The organism is Pantoea sp. Nvir (assembly GCF_009829915.1).
Lineage (GTDB): Bacteria > Pseudomonadota > Gammaproteobacteria > Enterobacterales > Enterobacteriaceae > Pantoea.
Map to the genome: position 1 here is coordinate 299,275 of NZ_SZZW01000001.1, position 24,800 is coordinate 324,074.

Genomic DNA, 24,800 nt, shown 5'->3' on the forward strand with positions numbered 1-24,800 from the left:
CTTTAACAAAAGATACATAATGGCATGTAAAACACTAAAACTCAAAATGTAACTATATAAAAAATAAAAGGCCGTTTAAGCTCCCTGTTTTGATCAGTTTTCATTATAAAAAATCAAGAACGTTATTGTATTTGAGTCATAGCGCCATATTTAATCTTGGCCTCTTTGCGTAGGTTAGCGAGTATCGCGTTGAACTCTAGTTGTGTATTCTCTTGCTTTAAGATTTTTATAATTTCATCAATCTGTTCCTGCGGTAGGCTACCTCTGTTGACTTTAGTCAAAGCCACTAGCACCACATTGCCCTGCATATCTTTACTTAAACCCCATGATGGTTTGCCATCGATCGGGGGCGGCAGATTAAAGGCGGTTTGGGCTATTGGATCCTGACTGTTACGATCGACGGTTTTGCTAGCACTTAGATTAAGCTCGGCCATACTCAGCGCATTCAGCTTTCCTGCCTTGATATAGGCCAGTATTTTAGCACCCTGAACTTTTGCCTGCTCTTCAGCTTTATTACGCTTTATAATACCAGTAATTTGTGCTTTCACTTTGACAAGTGATTTCACTCCTGCAGGCTTATGTTCCCTAATATTCAATACTAATAAGCCTCTATCCAAGGTAATAATCTTAGGGTTATTACCTAGTGCTCCTTTTTTGCTACTCAGTTCGCTATTAAAAATCACATTTTTCACAGCATCAAAGTCGAGCTCCCGCGGCACGTTATCACGGCTGAACCAACTAGTTTCCTTGATTTTCACACCCGCATCTTGCGCTGCTGCCACGAGCGCATCATTGTTGTTACTTGCTGCTTCTCTCTGTTTCTGCTGCTGGAAAAATGCTTCGAAAGCATTCTTCTGGTTGATTTTATTCGTCTTATTTTGGTCATGCCAGCTCTGTTTTTTCGAGTGATTGACATTCTTTTGCGACTCAATATCATCTATCTTGATATAGCTGACGCGAAACTGCTCCGGTTCTATAAAAGAATCTTTGTGCTGTTGGTAGTATTCCAATAATTCATTATCTGTGATATTTTGTTTTGCTGTTAATGCATTGATGTCAATGGTTGAGTGTCTGATATCGCGTTTCTGGGACACTAGGTCAATGAGATTACCAGTTTCATCTGGTAGTATAAAATCGGTGTTAGCGATAGTATTAATCAACTGTTGGGCAGCCAGATGCTTACGTAGTGCTTCTGCATAACGATCAGCGTTAGAGCCCATACTGTGAAGTATGGCATTGTATTTTGCATTGTCGAATTTGCCGTTAGTCTGGAATGCTTGTTGTAAGAATATTGCCTGTCTAACTTCATCATCACTGATACTGATGTGTAGATCCTTGATATATTGATCAAGAAGAGCTTGATCTATCAAATTTGATAGAGTTTGCTGACGAAGACGCTGCAAATAGCCGTTATTACTCGTAAGTCGCAAGAACTGATCGCCTAAAATCTGCTGCTGACGCCTCTGTTCGTTGCTAAACATCATATCTAGATATGCCCTACTAATTTCCTGTCCGTTGACTTTTGCAGCATAGTCACTTTTGTCACTTCTGATATAAGTGCCGACGCCTGTTAGCACAAAGGAGAGAATAATCAACCCTAAAATAACTTTGGGCACGAGATGATTAGATGCCGCACGTAAATTGTCTATCATGGTATGATTCTGCTCCATTTTAGTGTGAATGTAAATCATAGAAGTAACTTTCTATCGGATACAAAAATCATTACACCACTGCTATTTATCCAGACAGCTTCAGTTGAATGAAGACCAGTATTATTCTCACTAAACCGAACATAAAGGCACATCACATTTGATGTGCCTTTATGTTATATGAGAGCACACAAGAAAACTTTTCCTCTAATCTAAGCAAGAAAATACTTCTGTATATGGAGGATGCGTTGTCATGCATTAACAGAATCTTTCAGCGCTTTACCTGCTCGAAATCCTGGTACTTTGCTTGCAGCAATAGTAATTTCTTTACCGGTCTGAGGATTACGACCGGTGCGTGCGGCACGTTTACGTACAGAGAAAGTACCAAAACCTACCAGAACCACTTCTTCACCACCCTTTAGCGCGTCGGAGACAGAACTAGTGAATGCTTCTAAAACACGCCCTGCTGCTGCTTTAGAAATATCAGCGTCTGCAGCAATTTTATCGATCAACTGTGACTTATTCACTATCTTCATCTCCCCATTTTATTATTTCACTTCACATCTGCGAGTCCTAACGGATATGAATATAGGCACGCTGAATTGAAACCTGTTAAGCCAAAATAATCGAATTTATCTTACTTACCGTCCCTCAAGTTACATAAATTATCAAGACTAAAAAAAAGCTGGCAAGCAATCATTAGCCTGTCAGCTCCGCTTTTAATGCTTTCTGTCGCTAATCACTCGTTTGCAACAACGAGTTACCTACTATAAGTAAGGGGCATTTACTAGTGCCAAGTTCAATACTTCCTCAATGCGTTTCACAGGATGGATATCTAGATCAGCTACAATATTAGCTGGAATTTCTTCCAAATCTCGTTTGTTATCGCTCGGAATCAGAACCACTTTAATTCCCCCCCGATGCGCTGCTAGCAGTTTCTCTTTTAAACCGCCAATAGGCAGAACCTGACCACGCAGGGTAATCTCGCCGGTCATTGCCACGTTGGAACGTACCGGATTATTGGTTAGACAGGAGACCATTGCGGTACACATGGCGATCCCAGCACTTGGGCCATCTTTCGGAGTAGCTCCTTCTGGCACGTGCACATGAATGTCACGCTTCTCATAGAAGTCGCTGTTGATTCCTAGCTTATCAGAACGAGCACACACCACCGTTAATGCTGCCTGAATCGACTCCTGCATCACCTCGCCAAGTGAGCCAGTATAAGTCAACTTACCCTTACCCGGTACGCAAGCAGTTTCAATAGTCAATAAATCACCACCTACTTCCGTCCACGCTAAACCGGTTACCTGCCCCACACGATTTTCGCTATCAGCCCTACCATAATTGAAGCGCTGTACTCCTAGATAATTTTTTAAATTCTCACCGTTAATGACAATGTGCTTTTTTTCTTTATCTAGAAGCAGCATTTTCACCGCCTTGCGGCAAATCTTTGATAATTCACGCTCAAGGCTACGTACACCTGCTTCACGGGTGTAGTAACGAATGATGCTAATAATTGCACTATCTTCTACTGTCATTTCCTTTTCTTTCAATGCATTACGCTCTATCTGTTTAGGTAATAGATGCTGTTTTGCTATATTGAGCTTTTCATCTTCGGTATAACCGGACAGGCGAATGACTTCCATGCGATCAAGCAGCGGTGCAGGAATATTCACAGAATTAGAAGTCGCGACAAACATTACATCAGAGAGATCATAATCCACTTCTAAGTAATGATCGTTAAAAGAGATATTCTGCTCAGGATCGAGTACTTCAAGAAGTGCAGAAGCAGGATCACCACGCATATCTGAAGATATTTTGTCGATCTCATCCAGCAAGAATAGCGGATTTTTCACACCTACCTTCGCCATTTTCTGGATCAGTTTACCTGGCATCGAGCCAATATAAGTACGGCGGTGACCGCGAATTTCGGCTTCGTCACGCACACCACCTAACGCCATACGCACATATTTACGTCCGGTTGCTTTGGCGATAGATTGGCCTAACGAAGTTTTACCAACGCCTGGCGGCCCCACTAGGCAAAGAATAGGTCCTTTAATTTTGCTAACTCGGCTCTGAACAGCAAGGTATTCTAGGATACGGTCTTTAACACGCTCTAGACCATAATGATCGGTATCCAGTGTTTCTTGAGCTTTACACAGGTCTTTCTTTACCTTACTACGTGCATTCCACGGCACCTGTACCATCCAATCGATATAGCCGCGCACTACTGTTGCTTCAGCAGACATCGGCGACATCATTTTTAGTTTTTGCAGCTCAGCTTCCGCTTTTTCACGCGCTTCAGAGGGCATTTTCGCCGCGTCTATTTTTCGCTTCAAGACTTCATACTCATCAGGAATGTCGTCCATTTCTCCTAACTCTTTCTGAATAGCCTTCATCTGTTCATTGAGGTAGTACTCGCGCTGACTTTTCTCCATCTGCTTTTTCACACGATTACGAATGCGTTTCTCAACCTGTAGCAGGTCGATTTCAGACTCCATCATCGCCATAAGGTATTCAAGACGCTCGTTTACATCTGACATTTCCAATACTGATTGTTTATCTGATAATTTCAATGGCATATGCGCTGCAACAGTGTCGGCTAAACGCGCTGCATCTTCGATATTATTCAGCGAATTCAGTACTTCAGGCGGAATTTTTTTATTTAACTTGATATAGCCTTCAAACTGGTTGATTGCTGTGCGTACTAGCACTTCTTGCTCACGTTCATCAATTTCCGGTGAGATTAAGTATTCTGCCTGCGCAGTAAAGTGATCACCGTTATCCACAAAATTGGTGATGTGAGCGCGTTGCAGGCCTTCTACTAAGACTTTAACAGTGCCATCAGGCAGCTTAAGCATTTGTAATACAGAGGATACCGTCCCCACAGAAAAGAGATCATTCATGCTAGGTTCATCTGTTGACGCTGCTTTCTGAGCCACCAAAATGATTTTCTTGTCATGATCCATTGCTGCTTCGAGGCAACGAATCGATTTTTCCCGACCAACAAATAACGGAATTACCATGTGCGGATAAACTACCACGTCACGCAAAGGCAATACTGGGATTTCAATACGTTCAGGACGCTCAGGATTCATAGAGCTCTCTCTTAGTTAGAGTCCGCCAGGTGATGGCCACTGCATAATGATAAGAATATACAGTTAGACCCACAGATTATGAGTATATAGTGATGATCATCAGACATTCAACGTCATGGAAGCGAGAAAAACAAAAGGGGAAATCCTTTCCCCCTTTATTAATGATATCAATACCATTACTGTGGTGAATTATTTACCAGATGCCTGGGATTCATGTTTGCAGTAGATTAATATTGGCCTTGATTGCCCATCGATCACAGATTCGTCAATCACCACTTTCTCTACGTCTTCCATAGAAGGTAGGTCATACATGGTATCTAGCAGCGTACCCTCTAAAATGGAGCGCAGGCCGCGAGCACCAGTTTTGCGCGCTACCGATTTTTTCGCGATGGCGCTAAGGGCTTCGTCGCGGAACTCAAGAGAGACGCCCTCTAGATTGAATAATGCTTGGTACTGTTTCGTCAGTGCATTCTTCGGCTCATGCAGGATCTGAATCAGCGCCTCTTCATTCAACTCGTTCAACGTAGCAATGATCGGCAGACGACCAATAAATTCCGGAATTAACCCGAATTTAATTAAATCTTCCGGTTCAACCTGCAAGAGTAGTTCGCCTTCAGTAGCTCTCTGAGACTTACCTTTTACCTTTGCACCAAAGCCTATGCCAGAGCCTATTTCCACGCGCCGTGAGATCACTTTATCTAGACCCGCAAACGCACCACCGCAGATAAAGAGGATATTAGAGGTATCGACCTGTAAAAACTCCTGCTGCGGATGCTTACGGCCTCCCTGAGGTGGAACCGCTGCTACAGTGCCTTCAATCAACTTTAGTAAAGCCTGCTGCACACCTTCGCCGGAAACGTCTCGCGTAATGGACGGGTTATCTGATTTACGCGATATTTTATCGATTTCATCAATGTAAACAATGCCACACTGCGCTTTTTGTACGTCGTAGTCGCACTTCTGCAAAAGCTTTTGAATAATATTCTCAACATCCTCACCTACGTAACCAGCTTCAGTCAAAGTGGTAGCATCAGCCATGGTGAAAGGCACATCCAGCTGACGAGCTAATGTTTCCGCAAGAAGAGTTTTACCGCTACCGGTTGGTCCAATTAACAAAATGTTGCTTTTGCCTAGTTCAATACCACTGCTGGTATCACCATTGCGCAGGCGTTTATAGTGATTATAAACCGCAACCGCCAGTACTTTTTTTGCCTCTTCTTGGCCAATAACATAATCATCGAGGTGATGACGGATTTCATGTGGCGTAGGCAGCGCACTACGTTTTTTGTTATGTGGGAAAACTTCTTTTTTAATTTCTTCGCAAACGATGTCATTGCATAGAACAATACACTCGTCGCATATATAAACTGAGGGCCCAGCAATCAGCTTGCGCACTTTATGCTGGCTTTTGCCGCAAAAAGAGCAGTCCAGTAGTTTTTCTGAACTATCTTTGCGCTTATCTGTCATCTGTTAACCTCTTATTAATGCTAATAACACCATATCAGAGCACGATGCTTAGCGCGCTGATATTCATTCAACTCAAACCATTATCTCAGTAACTATAGCTTAAGGAAAGAATCAAACGAGTCTTATTCACGATGTGTCAAGATGGAGTCAACTAAACCATACTCTGTCGCTTCTTTTGCCGAGAGAAAACGATCACGCTCAGTATCGTGTTCAATTTGTTCTAGCGACTTTCCTGTATGTCCTGCCATCAATTCGTTCATGCACCGTTTTACTTTAAGTATTTCTTTAGCATGAATTTCAATGTCAGATGCCTGTCCCTGATAACCGCCCAGTGGCTGGTGGATCATGACACGTGCATTTGGTAGGCAAAAGCGTTTGCCTTTAGTCCCTGCCATTAGCAAGAATGCACCCATTGAACAAGCTTGGCCTATACAAATGGTGCTAATGTCAGGTTTGACAAACTTCATGGTGTCATAGATTGACATGCCAGCAGTGATAACCCCACCAGGGGAATTAATATAGAGATAAATATCTTTCTCAGAATTCTCCGCTTCCAGAAATAGCATCTGAGCAACGATCAGATTAGCCATATGCTCTTCAACCTGACCTGTAAGGAAGATGACACGTTCTTTAAGCAGGCGTGAATAGATGTCATAAGAACGCTCTCCGCGTGAAGTCTGCTCAACCACCATAGGCACCAGCGCATCGCGCGGCGCAGTAAATCCACGATCGCTACTGTATAACATTACAGTCTCCTGGAGATATTCATTATTTTTACTAATTTCATTTAAAAAAAGCCTAGAAGTTGACTGTGTTCTACTTCTTTTAGAAACTTTCAAGGACGGCTGATCAACTAATCTAGTTTTATCATGGATACTTTCTTTAATCTGGGGATGCTATCCAGTGATTTCAAGCATAAGAAAATTTCTCTATTCGCTAACAGGGAAAAAATCTTATAGCAAATAATGTGACGTTTAAATAAACAAATAACAGAAAATCTAGAGCATATCGCCCCAAAAAATCCCATTGCTTGACAGTCGTCGTGGATTTATGCATGGCTAGTAGCCTAGCTATTACGCCATAGTAGCTTGATACATTAGCTCCTGGAAGCTAGTCTCTTTCTCCGTTACTTTTGCTTTTTCTAGAACAGCTTTAACTGCCTGTTCTTCCAGTTCAATGTGATACATATCATTCATCATCTCGTTATTTTTTCTATATAAATTAATTACTTCTTGCGGTTCTTCATAGGCGGAAGCTATTTCTTCAATTAATGCGCTAACGCGTGCTTTATCGGCTTTAAGCTTGTGGATGCGAATTACTTCGCCCAGCAGCAAGCTAGCGATAACACGTTGTCGCGCCGGCTCTTCGAATATCTCTCGCTTTATTTTAGTAACTTGCTTCTTTTTGCCGTGGAAACGCTTCTGATCTTGGCGACGTAATATGTCAATTTCACGATCAATCAGTGCAGCAGGTACCTCGATTTTGTTAGCTTTTAATAGACCGTTGATCACCTGTGTTTTCACACAATGGCGGATAGCACCTTTCAACTCTCGATCCATGTTTTTACGTACTGCCTCACGCAGCTCTTCAACAGAGCCATTTTTCACCCCGAAAAGTTTGATAAAATCTTTAGTAAGTTCTGGCAATGTGCGCGTTTCAATTTTCTTTAGCAAAATCTCAAACTTCACATCTTTGCCTTGTAGGTAGTCTATATGGTAGTCTTCCGGAAATTTAAGGTCGATAGTAAAAATTTCTCCCGCTTTATGCCCGATGATGCCCACTTCAAAACCAGGGATCATGATATTTTGTCCCAAGTACAAAACGAAGTTGGAAGCTTTGTGGCCTTCAAATTCTGCACCATTAATAAAACCAGTGAAGTCGATAGTGGCGCGATCTCCATTTGCTGCAGTCGACTCACTATTTTTCCAAGTAGCTTGCTGATTACGTAGAGTGTCTAGCATCGCATCGATGTCAGCTTCAGTGACTTTAACCAGTGGTTTTTCCACTTCGATGCTGTCCAGACCCTGTAAGTTAACTTGCGGATAGACTTCAAACTCTACTGAATATATAAAATCTTCTCCTTGTCTATACTCAATCGGTAAATAGTGAGGTGTACTAGCCGGATTGATTTTTGCTTGAATAATGGCTGCCACGAAGTTGTCCGTCATCAGTTTTCCTAAGATCTCCTGGCGAACAGAGGCACCGTAGCGTTGTATAATAATACTAGCCGGTACTTTCCCTTTACGAAAACCATCTATACGGACTTTCTTCGCTACTTCCGTCAGTTCTTTTTTTACCGCTGTTTCAATGCTGTCAGAAGGGATAGTAATCGTAATGCGACGGCCCAGACCCTGAGTAGTTTCTACTGAAACTGTCATCTTGTTACCTCAAACAATCACGTGGTCAGTCAACTTCAGACACCATACATTAAGTAATGTGCCGTATTCAAATAACCCGGAATAGCTTCTTTCATAGAAGGGCCACTTATCTCTGTTTCTAGAGGCTCCTAAAAGCATTCCGGAAAAATAAAAAAATCGCGTTATAATGGTATCATCTTCATGAGTCGAGGAAGTAAAATACCCACTTTAAAATGGTTTTTCTGCTTTTTACGCTTGAGAGCACCTCATTGATAGATAGAATCAACTGCTTGCGGGTCTTTTTTCTTTAGACTTTAGAAAAGAAGGTTTTCATGCAAAAGTGCCAGTACCACCACGGCAATTAGGGGAAGCGAGTACTGTATCCTGTAACCCTTCCCATTCTTTTATAGTATAGGTATGTAATGCCAGCGCGTGGACTCCACCTATGAACTCTGCAGCAAGCTCTCCATAAATAGCTCGATGGCGAGTTAAAAATCGCTGGCCAACGAAAAGATCACTGACAATAACTACTTTGAAATGGCTTTCTGAACCAGCGGGCACATTATGGCGATAACTTTCGTCATGCACTTCCAGATGAGCCGGCTGGAAAGCCAGACGTAGCTTCTCTTCAATTTGTTCGCGGATCATTACTCTTTTTTCCTCAATGGTGAACGCTGTGCCCCATCTAGTTAAATATTAGTATGTTTTTATACACCTCCATATAGATGTGTAAAAATATTTCTGCTTTTATTTGGGCCGTCCGGCATAATAGCGCAGTAAGAAAGAAGATCAACTGAGAGTTCTTTATGTTCGGTGAATAAGTCATTTGCAATCCCATTACCTTGCTTAAAAGACTTTTTTACTACTGGATTATGCTATGATAGCCGTAGTTTTTTGCAAACTAACCCATAACATTAATAAGAACAAAGCATGTTAATAAAAACGTTATTTCTTCTGCTGGTTTCTTTCGCTTTAGGTAGTTGCACAGAAAACAGTAATACTTTGACTATTCAGCCAAATATTGAATTACCGCAGCAGGATCCTAGTATGAGTGGCGTGATTATAAGCGTTAACGGGGCTGATCAACGCCGTGATCACTCGCTAGCAAAAATCAATCGTGACGGCAAGCTGGTTGTTTTGACCCCATCACGTGATTTGCGCTTCCTGCTACAGGAAGCACTGGAGAAACAGATGACCGCACGCGGCTACATGATTAGCCCAGACGGCGCCGTTAATCTGCAGATTGTGCTAAATAATCTTTATGCAGATGTTGCTCAGGGTAATGTGCGTTATAACATCACTACCAAAGCTGATATTTCTGTTATCGCTACTGCGAAAAACGGTAATCAGCAGGTGAAGAACTACTGCCAAGTCTATAGTGTAGAAGGCGCGTTCAGCGCCACTAACGAAAAGATTACTAATGCGGTTAACTCAACGCTGAGCGATGTGATCGCTAGTATGGGTCAAGACTCTAGCATCCTGAGTTTCATTAGGAAAAACGCGCACTAATCCGCCTTAGTTAGATTCTAGAGAGGTCACCTGGCATTTGTTTCCAAACTAGAATCAGGCATTATTTATTTTTACCTCAATCATTACAAATACCTACTAGCTGCTTCTGTTGCATAACAGATATCGCTGACATAAAAATGGTTGCTCTGAAAATCATTTTTTTAGATGGGCGCTTACATCTCCGCACTAGCTATGCTGGTTGTTTCCTTTCCTTACTTATAAGTACCTTATTAGAAGTATGTAAATCAGACTTGTTGTACGTCTTAAAGAGCTAGTCAAATATGCATTTTTATCATTGTACTCGTTACCAGTGCGGTATGCTGATTGATGAATTTTAGTACTCCAACTAGCTGTATCGCTATTTCAGTGTGGTAAAGGCGATCTATTATCTGACAATAATTCTAGTGAGCATACTACGGCATTAAACTTATTAACTGTCTGGAAAAATAAAAAAACATGGCAGAGATGCTTTTCTGATGAAGTAAATTCAGGTACCCTCCCCCCTCTATACAAGATTGCATTTGGCACAGGCATTATAATGGATATATTGATATTCTGATATCATGTGTTATTTGTACTTTACTATCAGCTAAAATTTTACACATATTGTAAATACATTTACAAATGTTGAGAAATTACTTTGTCATTATTGTTATCAACAATAATGACTCGGGTATTTTAAAGGAATTAAGTACTAAAATTATTGGTTGTTTTTTAAATTTCTTTAAAAAAAGACTTTTATCTATTTTACTAAATTTTCACCAATTGCTTGTTATAGTTGATTATTTTTTGCTGCAAGCAACATCTATGCTGCCCTCAGTAAAAAGTATTAACACTAATCTCAAACATACTTGTTCTGGTTTACACTGCATAAGTCTTCTCGTAAAATGCGTATACTTAAAAGAGAATCAGTCTTTTCATTGGGGTCGTTAAATGATACTCAAGAAATACAATAAAATTTTTAGAATTTTGTCATTAATTGCAGGCGTTTTTTTAATTAGTGGTTGCGATAGTGCGTTGTTAAATCCTAAAGGACAGGTTGCGGTTGAGCAACGTTCATTAATTTTGACAGCCTTTGGATTAATGTTGATTGTTGTTATTCCTGCAATCTTAATGACTATAATATTTGCGTGGAAGTATCGTGATTCCAACACTTCAGCAAAGTACACACCGAACTGGTCTCACTCCAACAAAGTGGAAGCTGTAGTCTGGACCGTTCCGATTCTTATTATTCTTTTTCTTAGCGTGCTAACCTGGAAATCAACTCACTCACTGGAGCCAAGCAAACCGCTACTATCTGATGTGCAGCCGATTGAGATCAATGTTATTTCTCTGGACTGGAAATGGTTGTTTATTTACCCTAAACAGGGTATTGCTACTGTCAATCAGATTGTTTTCCCAGCTAACACGCCGTTGAACTTTAAAGTTACCTCTAATTCCGTTATGAACTCCTTCTTCATTCCGACGCTCGGAAGCCAGATCTACGCCATGGCAGGTATGCAAACTAAATTGCACTTAATAGCTAATGAGCCAGGCATATTTGACGGTATTTCTTCGAGCTTTAGTGGTCCAGGTTTTTCTGGTATGAAGTTTAAAGCAATTGCAACTAAGAATAATGCGGAATTTCAGCAGTGGGTTACCAAAGTTAAAAAATCACCTAATTTACTAATTACAATGGAAGATTTTGAAAAACTAGCTGTGCCAAGCCAAAACCATCCAGTGACATATTTCTCTGCAGCAAATTCTAAAATATTCAAGCAAGTTATTGATAAATTTATGACTAGCCATAGTCAGATGGACATGATTCATCAAGAAGGCATGGATATGAGCAATACTAATTCCGCGAAAGTCGAGGGATAATACGATGTTTGGAAAATTAACATTAAGTGCAGTACCGTACCATGAACCTATTATCATGATTACGGTTACTGGGATCATTATGGCTGGTCTGGTAATCATCGCTGCCCTCACCTATTTTGGTAAATGGCAATATTTATGGACTGAATGGCTGACATCTGTTGATCATAAAAAATTGGGCATCATGTACATCATCACAGCGTTTATCATGCTGCTGCGTGGCTTTGCAGATGCGATTATGATGCGTACTCAACAGGTAATGGCTTCAGCTGGGGAAGCTGGTATACTGCCGCCGCATCATTACGACCAGATCTTTACCGCACATGGCGTTATTATGATTTTTTTTGTAGCGATGCCTTTTGTGATAGGTCTGATGAATATTGTGGTACCTTTGCAAATTGGTGCGCGCGACGTTGCCTTCCCGTTTTTGAACAACCTAAGTTTCTGGTTTACCGTGAGCGGAGTAGTACTAGTTAACCTGTCGCTAGGCATAGGCGAGTTCGCACAAACCGGCTGGTTGGCCTATCCGCCGCTTTCAGGCACGGAGTACAGTCCTAGCGTCGGGGTCGATTACTGGATATGGAGCCTCCAACTTTCCGGTATTGGAACCACACTAACTGGCATCAACTTCTTTGTAACTATTTTGAAGATGCGTGCACCTGGCATGGAATTATTCAAAATGCCGGTATTTACTTGGGCTGCACTCTGCACTAACGTCCTAATTATCGCAGCTTTCCCAGTTCTAACAGTTACGTTATCTCTGTTAGCTCTTGATCGTTATCTTGGTTTCCATTTCTTTACCAATGATATGGGCGGTAACATGATGATGTACGTAAACCTGATATGGGTCTGGGGTCACCCAGAAGTGTACATCTTGGTTCTTCCAGTATTCAGCATTTTTTCTGAAGTTACAGCAACTTTCTCAAAAAAACGGCTATTTGGTTATACCTCTTTAGTTTGGGCTACTATCGCTATTACCGTACTATCATTCATTGTTTGGCTGCACCATTTCTTTACTATGGGTGCTGGAGCAAATGTTAACGCTTTCTTTGGCATTATGACCATGATTATCGCAATTCCTACTGGAGTGAAAATCTTTAACTGGTTGTTTACTATGTACCAGGGTCGTATCGTGATGCATTCTATTATGTTATGGACTATAGGCTTCCTAGTGACCTTCTCTGTTGGTGGTATGACTGGTGTTCTGCTAGCGGTACCAGGTGCCGATTTCGTGCTACATAATAGCCTGTTCCTGATTGCTCACTTCCATAATGTAATTATAGGTGGCGTAGTATTCGGTTGTATGGCTGGCATTACTTACTGGTTCCCTAAAGCTTTTGGTTTCACTCTAAATGAAACATGGAGCCGATGTGCCTTCTGGTTCTGGATTATAGGCTTTTTCGTTGCATTCATGCCGCTTTATGCATTGGGCTTCATGGGCATGACTCGCCGTTTAAGTCAAGATATTGATCCGCATTTTCATGCCATGCTAGTAGTTGCGGCTGTTGGTGCAGGTCTGATTGCTTGCGGCATCATTTGTCAGCTGATCATGTTCTGGATATCTGTGCGTGACCGCCACCATAATCGCGATCTAACGGGTGATCCGTGGTCCGGTCGTACGCTAGAATGGGCGACCTCTTCACCGCCGCCGTTTTATAACTTTGCCACTATCCCACATGTCCATGACCGCGATGCATTTTGGGAAATGAAAGAAAAAGGCGAAGCGTACAAACGGCCAGAGAAATATGAAAAAATTCATATGCCGAAAAACAGTGGTGCGGCTATCGTTATCGCTGCCTTCGGTACGCTGCTAGGTTTCGCGCTAATCTGGCATGTATGGTGGCTAGCTAGCTTCACCTTCCTAGGTATGATTGTAACTTGGATTGTGAAGAGCTTCGACGAAGACGTGGGCTACTATGTTCCAGTTGCTGAGATCGAAAAGATCGAAAAGCAGCACTTTGAAGAAATTTACAAAGCAGGTCTAAAACAATGTCAATTGAAACTTTGACAAGACACCACCAAGATGCAGGAGCAAATAAAATATTTGGCTTCTGGATTTATTTAATGAGCGACTGCATTATTTTCGCAACTCTTTTTGCGACTTATGCAGTGATGGTCAACAATACTGCGGGAGGTCCTGCAGGCAAAGATATTTTCAAATTGCCATTCATTTTTATTGAAACTATGTCTCTGCTATTAAGTTCTATCACTTACGGTATGGCTGTTATCGCTATGGATAAAGAGAATAACAGTGCTGTTATCAGTTGTCTGATTTTGACCTTTCTACTTGGTATTAGTTTTATCGGCATGGAAATTTATGAATTCCATCATCTGATCGCAGAAGGATTTGGCCCAAGCCGTAGTGGTTTTTTGTCTGGTTTCTTTACTTTGGTGGGTACCCACGGTCTGCACGTTATTTCTGGTCTAATCTGGATGGCAGTACTTCTTTTCCAAATTGCGATTCGCGGTCTGACATCAGTGAACTGTACTAGGATCATGTGCCTGAGCCTGTTCTGGCACTTTTTAGATGTAGTGTGGATTTGTGTATTTACTGTCGTTTATCTAATGGGGACCATGTAATGAGTCAGGTTATAACTAAACATGGTACTTCACACGGCAATATGAAGTCTTATATTATTGGCTTTATCATCTCTGTTATCCTAACGATAATCCCGTTCTTTATGGTAATGAAGAAAGGCAGCATATCTTACGGTATAACTCTAAGTGTAGTGTTAGTCTGTGCAATAGTGCAGATACTGGTCCACCTAATTTACTTCCTGCACCTTGATAGCAAATCTGAAGACGGTTGGAACATGGTGGCTATTGTTTTCTCAGCAATCATTATTTTGATAGTCGTAGTTGGCTCATTGTGGATCATGTGGAACCTCAACTACAACATGATGGCCCTCTAAAGAGTCATACCTAATGGTCAAAAAATACCTGCAAGTAACAAAACCAGGAATTATTTTTGGAAATTTAATTTCTGTAATTGGTGGATTTCTACTAGCATCAAAAGGCAGCATCAACTACATCTTATTTTTCTTTTTGCTGATCGGAGTCTCTCTGGTGATCGCTTCAGGTTGTGTTTTTAACAACGTGATCGACCGAGATATTGATGTGAAGATGGAGCGGACCAAAAATAGGGTGCTAGCCAAAGGCTTGATCTCTTCTAAAGTGAGCTTGATTTATGCTGTTGTTCTAGATATTACCGGCCTTGCATTACTCTATGCTGGTACTAATCCTCTGGCTATGTGGCTAGCTGTCATGGGTTTCGTAGTTTACGTCGGTGTTTACAGCCTTTACATGAAGCGTCACTCGGTTTACGGGACGCTGATAGGTAGCCTCTCTGGCGCAGCACCGCCGGTAATTGGCTACTGCGCCGTCACAAATGAGTTTGATATAGGTGCGCTCATCCTACTAGCTATTTTCGGCTTCTGGCAGATGCCTCACTCCTACGCGATTGCCATTTTCCGCTTTAAAGATTACCAAGCGGCGAACATTCCCATTTTACCGGTAGTGAAAGGTATTTCTGTAGCGAAAAATCATATTGCACTCTATATTCTAGCATTTACGATGGCTACGCTTATGTTGTCGCTAGGCGGTTACGCAGGCTATAAATATCTAATTGTTGCTACTGCTGTCAGTGTGTGGTGGTTGGGCATGGCCTTATCAGGCTATAAGACCGAAAACAATCGAGTCTGGGCACGTAACCTATTTCTTTTTTCAATTGTAGCCATCACTGTGTTGAGTGTGATGATGTCAGTGGACTTTATGTCCCCAATACCAAAAGCTATGCTAGCTTAAGTATGGTACATCTATAAACCGTAAATCATAGACTACAAGTACGAAATCGTGTCCTTTTTTGTCAATTAGTATTGTACCCGCCCTGGCCTTCTCTCTAGAATAAGTGCAAACTGATAGAGGTTGGAATGAATGATAATAAAATGACACCAGCTGAGCTTCGTGCCATATGGGGTTTAGGGACGGTATTTTCCCTCCGTATGCTAGGCATGTTTATGGTCTTACCGGTATTGACTACCTATGGCATGGCCTTGCAACATGCTAGTAAAACGCTTATTGGTTTGGCAATTGGTGTTTATGGACTGACTCAGGCAATATTTCAGATTCCTTTTGGTCTAATGTCTGATCGTATTGGGCGCAAGCCACTAATTATCTCTGGGTTGCTTTTATTTGTGCTGGGCAGCATAATCGCTGCTATTACAACATCAATCTGGGGTATTATTCTTGGCCGTGCTTTGCAGGGTTCCGGTGCCATTGCAGCAGCCGTGATGGCGCTGTTATCAGATTTAACTCGTGAGCAGAACCGTACCAAGGCAATGGCCTGCATCGGCTTTAGTTTTGGCGTTACCTTTGCTATTGCGATGGTAATCAGTCCAATTGTAACCCATGCATTCGGCCTGCACGCTCTGTTCTGGATAATCGCCATCCTCGTATTTTTGGGTATTCTAATCACTCTGCTAGTGGTACCCAATACACCAAACCATCTACTGAACCGCGAATCTGGTATGGTAATAGGTGGCTTCTATAAAGTGCTAGCGAATGTACATCTGATTAAGCTTAACGTGAGCATTCTTTGCTTGCATACTTTGCTGATGTCGAGCTTCGTCGCATTGCCCGGACAATTCGAACAATTAGGCCTCCCTGCTGCCGAACATTGGAAAGTCTATCTTGTGACCATGCTGATCGCCTTAATTGGCGTTATTCCTTTAATTATCTATGCAGAAGTAAAATACCGTATGAAGCAAGTATTCGTTGCATGCATTAGTTTAATTATTGTTGCGGAAATTATGCTGTGGAATGCAAAGTGCTACTTTTGGACTCTGGTGATCGGTGTACAGCTATTCTTCTTAGCCTTTAATCTGATAGAGGCAATTTTACCCTCACTAGTGAGTAAGGAGTCACCTACTGGCTATAAGGGAACCGCAATGGGAGTCTACTCTACCAGTCAGTTTATCGGTGTGGCAATTGGTGGCAGCCTTAGCGGATGGATATTCGGACATTTTGATGCACGGACTATTTTCCTTGTCAGTGCAATCATTGCCATTATCTGGCTATTTGTCGCCGTGACCATGCAGGAACCACCCTATGTTAGTAGTCTAAGGATCGTATTGAGTGATAAAGCGTTATCAATACCAAACTTAGAACAGCATCTGAAAGCTCAGCCGGGCGTATCAGCAGTGCTGATTGTACCGGAAGAAAAAAGCGCCTATATCAAAATTGATAGCAAGGTGACCAGTCGCCCGGAACTAGAAACACTGCTATCTAGCACCTAAAATATTTTTTACAGGTAAAAAAGAAAATTATAGTTTCTTCAAATGGTGACAGCAGCGGGTATTTATGACTAGCGCAATAGTTGAATATACACAAATAACTTCCACATTCTAGTGTCGTCCCACGTATGGCCTATAGACCCTGACGTTCTTAAAACCTTGAGCGCGTAGGTGCAGTGCTTGTAATTTACTCATAATACCGTGTGTACAGTAAAGCAACCAATTTTTGCTTTGATCGAGTTCACTGAACTGAGTGCTGAGTCTGTAGAATGGTAGCGACTTTACCTGTGTATTCTCCAAGGTCAGCGGTTTTTCTTCCTGCTCCTCAATAGAACGAATGTCTAGCACGATATCATCTTTACTTAAAGAGTCCACTGTTTCCACCTCTATTACTTCTTCAGTTCGCTCGGCTATATCATGGATATCAATGTTATTTGCCTCTTCTACCACACGCTGTAAAACAGCATAATCCAAGTTCTGTTCTTGCGATTCAATCGTTGTCTCCACTGCTTTCACTGTCGGGCTTTTAGAAAAAACTCCGCAATATTCCGGTATAGTAAGGGCAAAACCCTCCGTACCAATTTCACGAGCTACCTTGATGATATGCTCTTTATCGTAAGAAATCAAAGGACGCAGAATGAGAGTTTTGGATGCATTATCGATAATGCGTAAATTAGTTAGTGTCTGACTAGACACTTGACCCAGTGCCTCGCCAGTTACCAGAGCTTGCACACCGTAACGCTCAGCTACCATTGAGGCAGCCCGCACCATCATACGCTTCAACACGACTCCCATCTGTCCATCATCTACTTTTTCCATAATTTCTCTGACTACCGGCTCGAAGTTGATCGCCACAAAACGTACTCGATGCGAGCGTCCAAATCGATTCCAGAGATAGTACGCTACCTGACGTACACTAATTTCATGTATCAAACCACCGAGGTTAAAGAAGCAGTAGTGAACACGGCAGCCACGGCGCAGCATCATATAACTAGAAACACTGGAGTCGAAGCCGCCGGAGATCAGAGATAGTACATCCTCTTGAGTACTGATTGGTAGTCCACCTAGCCCGGCATAACGACCAATTACTAATAGCAGGCGATTATCCTCGATTTTTAGATGTACAGTGACGTCGGGCTTTTTGAGTTGCACCTTTGCACTATCAATATGCTGATTTAAACCACCACCTACGTATCGTTCTACGTCCTGCGAGCAAAATTCATGGCTACCTCTGCGCTTTACTCGTACGCAAAAAGTTTTGTTCTGTAGACTGTCGCCGTAAAGTGCTAGTGTTTGCTCAAAAATGTCATGTACATCGCTGTAGGGACGATCCTTTACCGATAGTATATGATGAATACCAGGAATACGCGTAAGTTCAGTGATAATTACACTGTAGAGACTTTTATCTTTTGAACAGACTTCAATATAATCCCAGTGGCACACCACAGAAAGATTGTTGCCAAAGTTTTTTAATATTTTACGGATATTACCATTCAGTATTTTAATAAAACGTAGTCTAACAGACTGACTTTTAATGGTTATTTCAGGGAATAACTTGATGATAAGCTTCATAGTCATACGAATTAAGTGAGTAAACTACGCGTTATTATTTAGCTATAAAAAACAATTGACATCATGTGCATCGCCTAATGCCGCACCTCAACTGTAAAAGTATATCACCTTATTGAATGACTATTCCTACAAATACAGGCACATTGCTAATTTTACTAAGAAAATGCTCTTTATTACTATGATTAATTACCATATAAATTCTTATACATGAGTCAACTTAAATATGCAGAAAAAATCCGAATTAAACTTTAATTTTACAACCTTTTTACAGAGTCTAGAAAAGAGACTAAGTGTATTTGAATACGGTATACAACTTACGCAGAATAACCAGCATATATTAAAACACATCAAGCTACACGTACATATTCTGTTCAGAAAAGATAAAAGTGCTGATATCAGCACTTTTAAGATGGGAAAAAGTTAATGAATTTTACTTCCCTTCTAAGCACTTATCTAGAAAGGGTAAACGCCGCTCTATCGCGCTTGTTAGATCAACTACCTTTTCAGAGTTCTCCTTTAGTTAATGCCATACGCTACGGAACGCTATTAGGCGGGAAACGCCTACGCCCTTTTCTGGTGTATGCTATAGGCAATATGCTCAATGCGGATCCGGCTAGCCTTGATGCTCCCGCCGCTGCTGTTGAATGTATACACGCCTATTCCTTAATTCACGACGACCTGCCTGCAATGGATGATGCTACATTACGCCGTGGTCAACCAACTTGCCATATTCAATACGGGGAAGATACCGCAATACTTGCTGGTGATGCACTACAGGCACTCGCTTTATCTATTTTGGCCAACGAGCCAATGCCTGGCGTCAGCGATACAAGTCGTATCGCAATGATTAATGAGTTGTCACACGCCAGCGGAGTAGCAGGTATGTGTGGTGGTCAGGCACTTGATTTAGCTGCAGAAGGTAAACGTCTTGAGCTTGAACAACTGGAGCAGATTCATCGCCATAAAACTGGTGCGCTCATACGTGCTGCAGTTCGCCTCGGCTCTTTGACAGCAGGTGCGTGCGGACGTACCGCTCTACCGGCATTAGACCGCTATGCCGACGCCATTGGTCTCGCTTTTCAGGTACATGACGATATTCTTGATGTAATAGGCGTCAATGCAATGACCGGTAAGAAACGGGGCGCTGATCAGAATTTGGGAAAAAATACTTATCCTTCACTGCTAGGACTGCAAAACGCCCGTGCTAAGGCTTGGGAGCTTTACCGAGAAGCGCAGAGCGCACTGGATATTCTTGCAACACAATCTTTAGACACAACAGCATTGCAAGAGCTCGCAAGCTTCGTAATTGAACGCGATAAATAACTTTTATAATGAGTTTCTAATGATTTTTGATATTGCAAAATATCCGATACTAGCGCAAGCAAGTACTGTTGAGGAGCTACGTTGTCTCCAGAAAGAGAAGCTTTCGGCATTATGCGATGAACTTCGTCAATACCTATTGGAAAGCGTAAGCCGCTCCAGCGGCCATTTCGCTTCAGGTCTAGGCGTCGTTGAGCTGACTGTCGCACTTCATTACGTCTACAATACACCGTTTGATTATCTGTTGTGGGACGTTGGTCATCAAACTTATCCGCATAAAATTCTTACTGGACGCCGCGACCGCATTGGTACCATTCGTCAGAAAAACGGTCTGCATCCCTTCCCTTGGCGTGGCGAGAGTGAGCATGATGTTTTGAGCGTAGGCCATTCATCGACTTCTATCAGCGCTGGATTAGGCATAGCAGCTATGGCGGAACGAGAAGGTCTGAGTCGTCGAGTTGCCTGCATTATTGGCGACGGCGCAATTACCGCTGGGATAGCGTTTGAGGCAATGAATCATGCTGGCGACATCAAACCTGATATTTTAGTTATTCTGAACGACAATGAGATGTCCATATCTAAAAACGTCGGGGCACTGAATAATCGTCTGGTGCAAATACTCTCTGGAAAAACTTATTTACGCCTACGTGAAGGCGGTAAACGTATGCTGGGTGGTCTACCCCCGATTAAGGAGTTAGTAAAGCGCACGGAAGAGCATCTGAAGGGTATGGTGGTTCCAGGCACGTTGTTTGAAGAATTAGGTTTTAATTATATCGGTCCGGTCGACGGACATGATGTGCTGAAGTTGGTCACCACGCTAAAGAATATGACTAATTTAAAAGGACCCCAGTTCCTGCACATCATAACTAAAAAGGGCAAAGGCTACGCGCCAGCAGAAGAGGATCCAATTAAATGGCATGCAGTACCTAAGTTTGATCCTGCTAGTGGCGAACTACCAAAGAACACTGGAGAGCTTCCTACCTATTCCAAAATTTTTGGAAATTGGCTATGTGAAATGGCACAGGATGATCCAAAGCTGATAGCGGTGACACCTGCAATGCGTGAAGGATCCGGGATGGTTGAGTTTTCCCAACGCTATCCATCGCAGTATTTTGACGTGGCTATTGCCGAACAACACGCGGTTACCTTTGCAGCTGGTATAGCGATCGGCGGCTATAAACCTATTGTTGCCATCTATTCAACTTTTCTACAGCGTGCATACGACCAAGTCATCCATGACGTAGCAATTCAGAAATTGCCTGTGTTATTCGCTATTGATCGTGGCGGCATCGTTGGTGCCGATGGCCAGACCCACCAAGGCGCTTTCGACCTCTCCTATTTACGCTGCGTACCAGAGATGATGATCATGACGCCGAGCGATGAGAACGAATGCCGCCATATGCTGTATACTGGCTATAATTACCAGGACGGGCCAAGCGCGGTACGCTACCCGCGCGGCAATGCGATAGGTGTTGAGCTCACACCGCTGCAGAGCTTACCCCTGGGTAAAGGTGTGGTAAAACGTCAGGGAGAAAAGCTCGCGATCCTAAACTTCGGCACTCTGTTGCCTGCGGCCGCAATAGTAGCGGAAGTACTAAATGCTACGCTGGTGGATATGCGTTTCGTAAAGCCACTAGACGATGTGCTGATTGCCGATCTAGCACAAAGCCACGAGTCGCTTGTCACACTAGAAGAAAGCGCCATAAAAGGTGGTGCAGGAAGTGGTGTTAACGAGACAGTAATGGCAAAACGCCTAAGAGTACCGGTTCTTAATCTAGGACTACCGGATGAGTTTATTCCGCAGGGCACGCAAGATGAGGTGCGTCATGACTACCAGCTGGACGCGCAAGGAATTCAGCAGAGGATCCATGCCTGGTTATCCCAATAAACAAACTTTCTCATTCCATAGTAGGAGCATGTGTGCCTGCTATGCTCATTTAACTTGAGTAATTTTTCAATTACAGAGAAGAAACTATTATGATAACCATGTAGCTATGGGAGCAATGATATTATATTTTCCTCTACTTTATTAGAAGCAACCTCAACCTTTAGCTGCTTTGGTAAGTATTACAAACAGATTAATTATTTAAATCAATTCTTTATCTATGTGCTAACTAACATAGATGATCGCAATTTTTAATATTGAGACTTATTAAAGTAAGAAAAAAAGCAAAAAGTAAAAAGCAAAAAGCAAGATGCATTCCCCGGTTTGTCTATCTAAAGTTATATTTATAATATTTTTAGATCTGCTAATTTCATTCAGAAGAGAAATCATTTTATTTACCAACTATGTTATAAACGTGCGGCAACAAAATCTTTGTGATAGCAAGATAGAAAAGAATGATGCAAGCTATCCCTCTTCTCCAGGTCATGATGATTATAAAGGCATTAGCCTGTAAGCTGAAAGAGTTCATATGGCTTTTAGTTAAAAGACTTTTTTCCGTTCTGTCTCTCGGTACGTTGTATGCCGCACAATGACCCTATCTAGGTCAGGCAAATAAAAAATAAAGTAGAACTAATCTTAGAGGGGAGAATTGATTAATCTGAAAATTAATTTTTAATTGCATCTGGTAGTAAAATTTGAGTAGTAATCAAGAAAAACTATACGTCAATCACCATATAAGACATCTGACATTAACGTTTTCCGCAGTACCCTGAACATATTTGCAAGCACCATCAATCTTCATAGATTGTGCAAGAGTATGCTATCCTTCTTTTACTTTAAAGTGATTAAATTCTTTATAATTAAAGGCAACGCGTTGCCCATGCTCAAATAGCACTAACCCCTCTTTTTCTGGCAGAATTTGGCCGATACACTTAAACGGCACATCAAGATGACCCAGTGTAATATCTAACGCACCACAATTCATCTCAGGTACGGTAAAGCAAAGTTCGTAATCCTCACCACCGCTAAGTGCCCAACGTAACACCTGTTCGAATTCAAAGTTATCCTGCAGAACAGACGAGAGCGGCAGATCATCCAAATTAAGTCGAGCGCCACAAGAGCTCGCTTTAAGGATATGGCTAAGATCTGAAGTTAGTCCATCAGAAAGGTCAATTGCTGCTGATGCAATCGAACGTAGAGCCTGTCCTTGCATAATACGCGGTACAGGACGCAGATGGCGTTTAATCAAAACTTCATGCACTACCGGATCCTCGATACAGCAATGATGCTGCAACAGCGCCAGCCCTGCAGCACTTTCGCCTAGAGTCCCTGTAACATAGATCCAGTCACCAGGATTTGCACCAGAACGCTTCAGCGCGTGGCCCTGCGGTACTAGGCCGTGAATACCAAATGTTAAGCTCATGGGGCCACATGTAGTATCTCCTCCTACGAGCTGTATATTGTAATATTCCATTATCTCGAACATACTTTTGCTAAAAGCTGCGAGCCAAGCTTCGTCTATTTCTGGTAATGTCAGTGCCAGCGTCAGCCATGCCGGATCTGCACCCATCGCTGCTAGATCACTGATGTTAACCGCTAACGCTTTATAAGCTAGATCGGTAGGATGAATGTCGTGTAAAAAGTGGACACCTGCCACGAGAGTATCGGTGCTAGTTGCTAGCATTTTTTTTTCTGGAACGACAAGCAATGCACAATCATCACCAATACCGGTTTCTACATCTAGACGGCTGGGTGTTCTGCGATTGAAATAGCGTGAGATAAGTTCAAATTCATTGCATGACATAGTTATATTCCGCTTATAGAAGTAAAGATCGGCTTGTTAGGTTGAACTTTACTTGCGGTGGGGTCGAATTTGTGGTGCTGCTTTGTCCAGCACACCATTAATGAACTTATGGCTTGCTTCAGCACCAAAAACCTTAGCTAGCTCAATTCCCTCATTGATGGCTACTTTATAGGGCACATCATCACGTTTGATGAGCTCATATAGCGAAATACGCAAAATAGCTTTTTCTACCTGTCCCAACTCTTCCAACTGGCGTGACAACAGATAAGATTTTATTAGCCCATCGAGATACACGTTGTTGGTTGCCACACCGTAGAATAATTCACGAAAATAGGTAATATCGGTGTCTTTGACGTCCTGCTCTGCCAGAAATTGGTATTCCACATCGGTAATATCGTTTTTGGACAACTGCCAAGAGTATAGCGCTTGGACAGCACACGCGCGAGCGCGACGGCGAGCAGCAAGTTTCACAAAATTCCCCTTATAAAAATCAGAATTTTATAGCTTTTAATACGTTAATCATTTCTAGAGCGGTAAGGGCCGCTTCAGTACCTTTATTACCTTTTTTTGTTCCAGCTCGCTCAATAGCTTGCTCAATATTTTCAGTTGTCAGTATTCCAAAGGTCACAGGGACCTCGCTGGTTATCGCCAAGTTGGCAATACTAGAGCTAGCTTCTCCAGCAACATATTTAAAGTGATCAGTACCGCCACGGATCACAGTGCCCAATACTACTATAGCGTCATACTTGCCACTATTCGTCAGTATACGGGCTGCTAGAGGCAGCTCGTAGGCACCAGGTACCCATATAATAGTAATATTTTCATCTTTTACCTGACCGATACGTTTTAAAGCATCGATTGCGCCGTCTAGAAGGCTGTTATTTATAAAATTGTTAAAACGCGCAATAACAATGCCAACATTGGCCTCAGGTGCAGCAACACTAGCTTGAATAATTTTCATATTGAATCCTTGCGGGTTTTTATAATA

At 42.1% G+C, this 24,800-nt stretch carries 20 protein-coding genes; 9 read left to right on the plus strand and 11 right to left on the minus strand.

Annotated elements, in window-relative coordinates:
* Positions 1–122: 122 nt before the first annotated feature.
* The 7 genes from FD729_RS01100 to bolA form a co-directional block, all read right to left on the minus strand.
* A complete protein-coding gene (locus tag FD729_RS01100) occupies positions 123–1,652 on the minus strand; it encodes a SurA N-terminal domain-containing protein (RefSeq protein WP_159931450.1) in 1,530 nt (509 codons plus the stop codon).
* 248 nt (positions 1,653–1,900) lie between these two features.
* A complete protein-coding gene (hupB, locus tag FD729_RS01105) occupies positions 1,901–2,176 on the minus strand; it encodes a nucleoid-associated protein HU-beta (RefSeq protein ID WP_159931451.1) in 276 nt (91 codons plus the stop codon).
* 240 nt (positions 2,177–2,416) lie between these two features.
* The gene (gene lon / locus FD729_RS01110; RefSeq protein ID WP_159931452.1) at positions 2,417–4,750 is read right to left on the minus strand and encodes an endopeptidase La; all 2,334 of its coding nucleotides are present in this window, start codon (positions 4,748–4,750) and stop codon (positions 2,417–2,419) included.
* Positions 4,751–4,939: 189 nt separating this feature from the next.
* Complete coding sequence (clpX, locus tag FD729_RS01115; RefSeq protein ID WP_159931453.1) at positions 4,940–6,217, minus strand: ATP-dependent protease ATP-binding subunit ClpX; 1,278 nt, start codon at positions 6,215–6,217, stop codon at positions 4,940–4,942.
* Positions 6,218–6,339: 122 nt separating this feature from the next.
* Positions 6,340–6,963, minus strand: a complete 624-nt coding sequence (gene clpP, locus FD729_RS01120) for an ATP-dependent Clp endopeptidase proteolytic subunit ClpP (protein WP_159931454.1) — start codon at positions 6,961–6,963, stop codon at positions 6,340–6,342.
* A 327-nt stretch (positions 6,964–7,290) separates the two neighbouring features.
* The gene (gene tig, locus FD729_RS01125) at positions 7,291–8,595 is read right to left on the minus strand and encodes a trigger factor (RefSeq protein ID WP_159931455.1); all 1,305 of its coding nucleotides are present in this window, start codon (positions 8,593–8,595) and stop codon (positions 7,291–7,293) included.
* A gap of 309 nt (positions 8,596–8,904) precedes the next feature.
* Positions 8,905–9,222 (minus strand): transcriptional regulator BolA, encoded by a 318-nt coding sequence (gene bolA / locus FD729_RS01130; protein WP_159931456.1) that lies wholly within the window; start codon positions 9,220–9,222, stop codon positions 8,905–8,907.
* A gap of 282 nt (positions 9,223–9,504) precedes the next feature.
* On the opposite strand from bolA, the gene FD729_RS01135 reads away from it, so the two are divergent.
* The 7 genes from FD729_RS01135 to FD729_RS01165 all read left to right on the plus strand — a co-directional run bounded on the left by FD729_RS01135 (position 9,505) and on the right by FD729_RS01165 (position 17,234).
* Positions 9,505–10,083, plus strand: a complete 579-nt coding sequence (locus FD729_RS01135) for a lipoprotein (protein ID WP_159931457.1) — start codon at positions 9,505–9,507, stop codon at positions 10,081–10,083.
* A gap of 933 nt (positions 10,084–11,016) precedes the next feature.
* Positions 11,017–11,943 carry a cytochrome o ubiquinol oxidase subunit II gene (cyoA, locus tag FD729_RS01140; protein ID WP_159931458.1) on the plus strand — a complete coding sequence of 309 codons (927 nt, stop codon included), beginning with the start codon at positions 11,017–11,019 and terminating at the stop codon, positions 11,941–11,943.
* A 4-nt stretch (positions 11,944–11,947) separates the two neighbouring features.
* Positions 11,948–13,948: a cytochrome o ubiquinol oxidase subunit I gene (cyoB, locus tag FD729_RS01145; protein ID WP_159931459.1), complete on the plus strand. Its 2,001-nt coding sequence runs from the start codon at positions 11,948–11,950 to the stop codon at positions 13,946–13,948.
* Complete coding sequence (locus tag FD729_RS01150) at positions 13,930–14,520, plus strand: cytochrome o ubiquinol oxidase subunit III (RefSeq protein WP_159931460.1); 591 nt, start codon at positions 13,930–13,932, stop codon at positions 14,518–14,520. Before cyoB ends, FD729_RS01150 begins: the two co-directional genes overlap by 19 nt.
* Positions 14,520–14,852 (plus strand): cytochrome o ubiquinol oxidase subunit IV, encoded by a 333-nt coding sequence (locus tag FD729_RS01155; protein ID WP_159931461.1) that lies wholly within the window; start codon positions 14,520–14,522, stop codon positions 14,850–14,852. The genes FD729_RS01150 and FD729_RS01155 overlap by 1 nt, the downstream gene beginning before the upstream one ends.
* Before the next feature lie 13 nt (positions 14,853–14,865).
* Positions 14,866–15,744, plus strand: a complete 879-nt coding sequence (cyoE, locus tag FD729_RS01160; RefSeq protein WP_159931462.1) for a heme o synthase — start codon at positions 14,866–14,868, stop codon at positions 15,742–15,744.
* 125 nt (positions 15,745–15,869) lie between these two features.
* Positions 15,870–17,234, plus strand: a complete 1,365-nt coding sequence (locus FD729_RS01165; protein WP_159931463.1) for an MFS transporter — start codon at positions 15,870–15,872, stop codon at positions 17,232–17,234.
* Between the two features lie 108 nt (positions 17,235–17,342).
* Here FD729_RS01165 and thiI read toward each other — a convergent pair whose 3' ends face one another.
* On the minus strand, positions 17,343–18,803 hold the full coding sequence (thiI, locus tag FD729_RS01170; RefSeq protein ID WP_159931464.1) for a tRNA uracil 4-sulfurtransferase ThiI: 1,461 nt from the start codon (positions 18,801–18,803) through the stop codon (positions 17,343–17,345).
* Positions 18,804–19,226: 423 nt separating this feature from the next.
* Between thiI and ispA the strand changes: the two genes are divergently transcribed.
* Positions 19,227–20,126, plus strand: a complete 900-nt coding sequence (ispA, locus tag FD729_RS01175; protein ID WP_159931465.1) for a (2E,6E)-farnesyl diphosphate synthase — start codon at positions 19,227–19,229, stop codon at positions 20,124–20,126.
* 19 nt (positions 20,127–20,145) lie between these two features.
* Entirely contained in the window at positions 20,146–22,011 is a 1,866-nt protein-coding gene (gene dxs / locus FD729_RS01180) for a 1-deoxy-D-xylulose-5-phosphate synthase (RefSeq protein WP_159931466.1), read from the plus strand.
* An 817-nt stretch (positions 22,012–22,828) separates the two neighbouring features.
* Here the strand turns inward: dxs and thiL are convergent.
* Genes thiL through ribE form a run of 3 tightly spaced genes read right to left on the minus strand, consistent with a single transcriptional unit; the run spans position 22,829 to position 24,773 of the window.
* The gene (gene thiL / locus FD729_RS01185; RefSeq protein ID WP_159931467.1) at positions 22,829–23,812 is read right to left on the minus strand and encodes a thiamine-phosphate kinase; all 984 of its coding nucleotides are present in this window, start codon (positions 23,810–23,812) and stop codon (positions 22,829–22,831) included.
* A gap of 48 nt (positions 23,813–23,860) precedes the next feature.
* A complete protein-coding gene (gene nusB / locus FD729_RS01190) occupies positions 23,861–24,283 on the minus strand; it encodes a transcription antitermination factor NusB (protein ID WP_159931468.1) in 423 nt (140 codons plus the stop codon).
* Between the two features lie 19 nt (positions 24,284–24,302).
* A complete protein-coding gene (ribE, locus tag FD729_RS01195; protein ID WP_159931469.1) occupies positions 24,303–24,773 on the minus strand; it encodes a 6,7-dimethyl-8-ribityllumazine synthase in 471 nt (156 codons plus the stop codon).
* Positions 24,774–24,800 lie beyond the last annotated feature (27 nt).

Excerpts from the sequence above, each read along its gene's own strand:
- FD729_RS01150 (WP_159931460.1), top strand. The coding sequence starts at position 13,930 with ATGTCAATTGAAACTTTGACAAGACACCACCAAGATGCAGGAGCAAAT.
- cyoE (WP_159931462.1), top strand. The coding sequence starts at position 14,866 with ATGGTCAAAAAATACCTGCAAGTAACAAAACCAGGAATTATTTTTGGA.
- thiL (WP_159931467.1), bottom strand. The coding sequence starts at position 23,812 with ATGTCATGCAATGAATTTGAACTTATCTCACGCTATTTCAATCGCAGA.
- lon (WP_159931452.1), bottom strand. The coding sequence starts at position 4,750 with ATGAATCCTGAGCGTCCTGAACGTATTGAAATCCCAGTATTGCCTTTG.
- ispA (WP_159931465.1), top strand. The coding sequence starts at position 19,227 with ATGAATTTTACTTCCCTTCTAAGCACTTATCTAGAAAGGGTAAACGCC.
- cyoB (WP_159931459.1), top strand. The coding sequence starts at position 11,948 with ATGTTTGGAAAATTAACATTAAGTGCAGTACCGTACCATGAACCTATT.
- cyoA (WP_159931458.1), top strand. The coding sequence starts at position 11,017 with ATGATACTCAAGAAATACAATAAAATTTTTAGAATTTTGTCATTAATT.
- FD729_RS01135 (WP_159931457.1), top strand. The coding sequence starts at position 9,505 with ATGTTAATAAAAACGTTATTTCTTCTGCTGGTTTCTTTCGCTTTAGGT.
- dxs (WP_159931466.1), top strand. The coding sequence starts at position 20,146 with ATGATTTTTGATATTGCAAAATATCCGATACTAGCGCAAGCAAGTACT.
- ribE (WP_159931469.1), bottom strand. The coding sequence starts at position 24,773 with ATGAAAATTATTCAAGCTAGTGTTGCTGCACCTGAGGCCAATGTTGGC.
- FD729_RS01165 (WP_159931463.1), top strand. The coding sequence starts at position 15,870 with ATGAATGATAATAAAATGACACCAGCTGAGCTTCGTGCCATATGGGGT.
- bolA (WP_159931456.1), bottom strand. The coding sequence starts at position 9,222 with ATGATCCGCGAACAAATTGAAGAGAAGCTACGTCTGGCTTTCCAGCCG.
- FD729_RS01100 (WP_159931450.1), bottom strand. The coding sequence starts at position 1,652 with ATGATAGACAATTTACGTGCGGCATCTAATCATCTCGTGCCCAAAGTT.
- tig (WP_159931455.1), bottom strand. The coding sequence starts at position 8,595 with ATGACAGTTTCAGTAGAAACTACTCAGGGTCTGGGCCGTCGCATTACG.
- clpX (WP_159931453.1), bottom strand. The coding sequence starts at position 6,217 with ATGACAGATAAGCGCAAAGATAGTTCAGAAAAACTACTGGACTGCTCT.
- thiI (WP_159931464.1), bottom strand. The coding sequence starts at position 18,803 with ATGAAGCTTATCATCAAGTTATTCCCTGAAATAACCATTAAAAGTCAG.
- clpP (WP_159931454.1), bottom strand. The coding sequence starts at position 6,963 with ATGTTATACAGTAGCGATCGTGGATTTACTGCGCCGCGCGATGCGCTG.
- FD729_RS01155 (WP_159931461.1), top strand. The coding sequence starts at position 14,520 with ATGAGTCAGGTTATAACTAAACATGGTACTTCACACGGCAATATGAAG.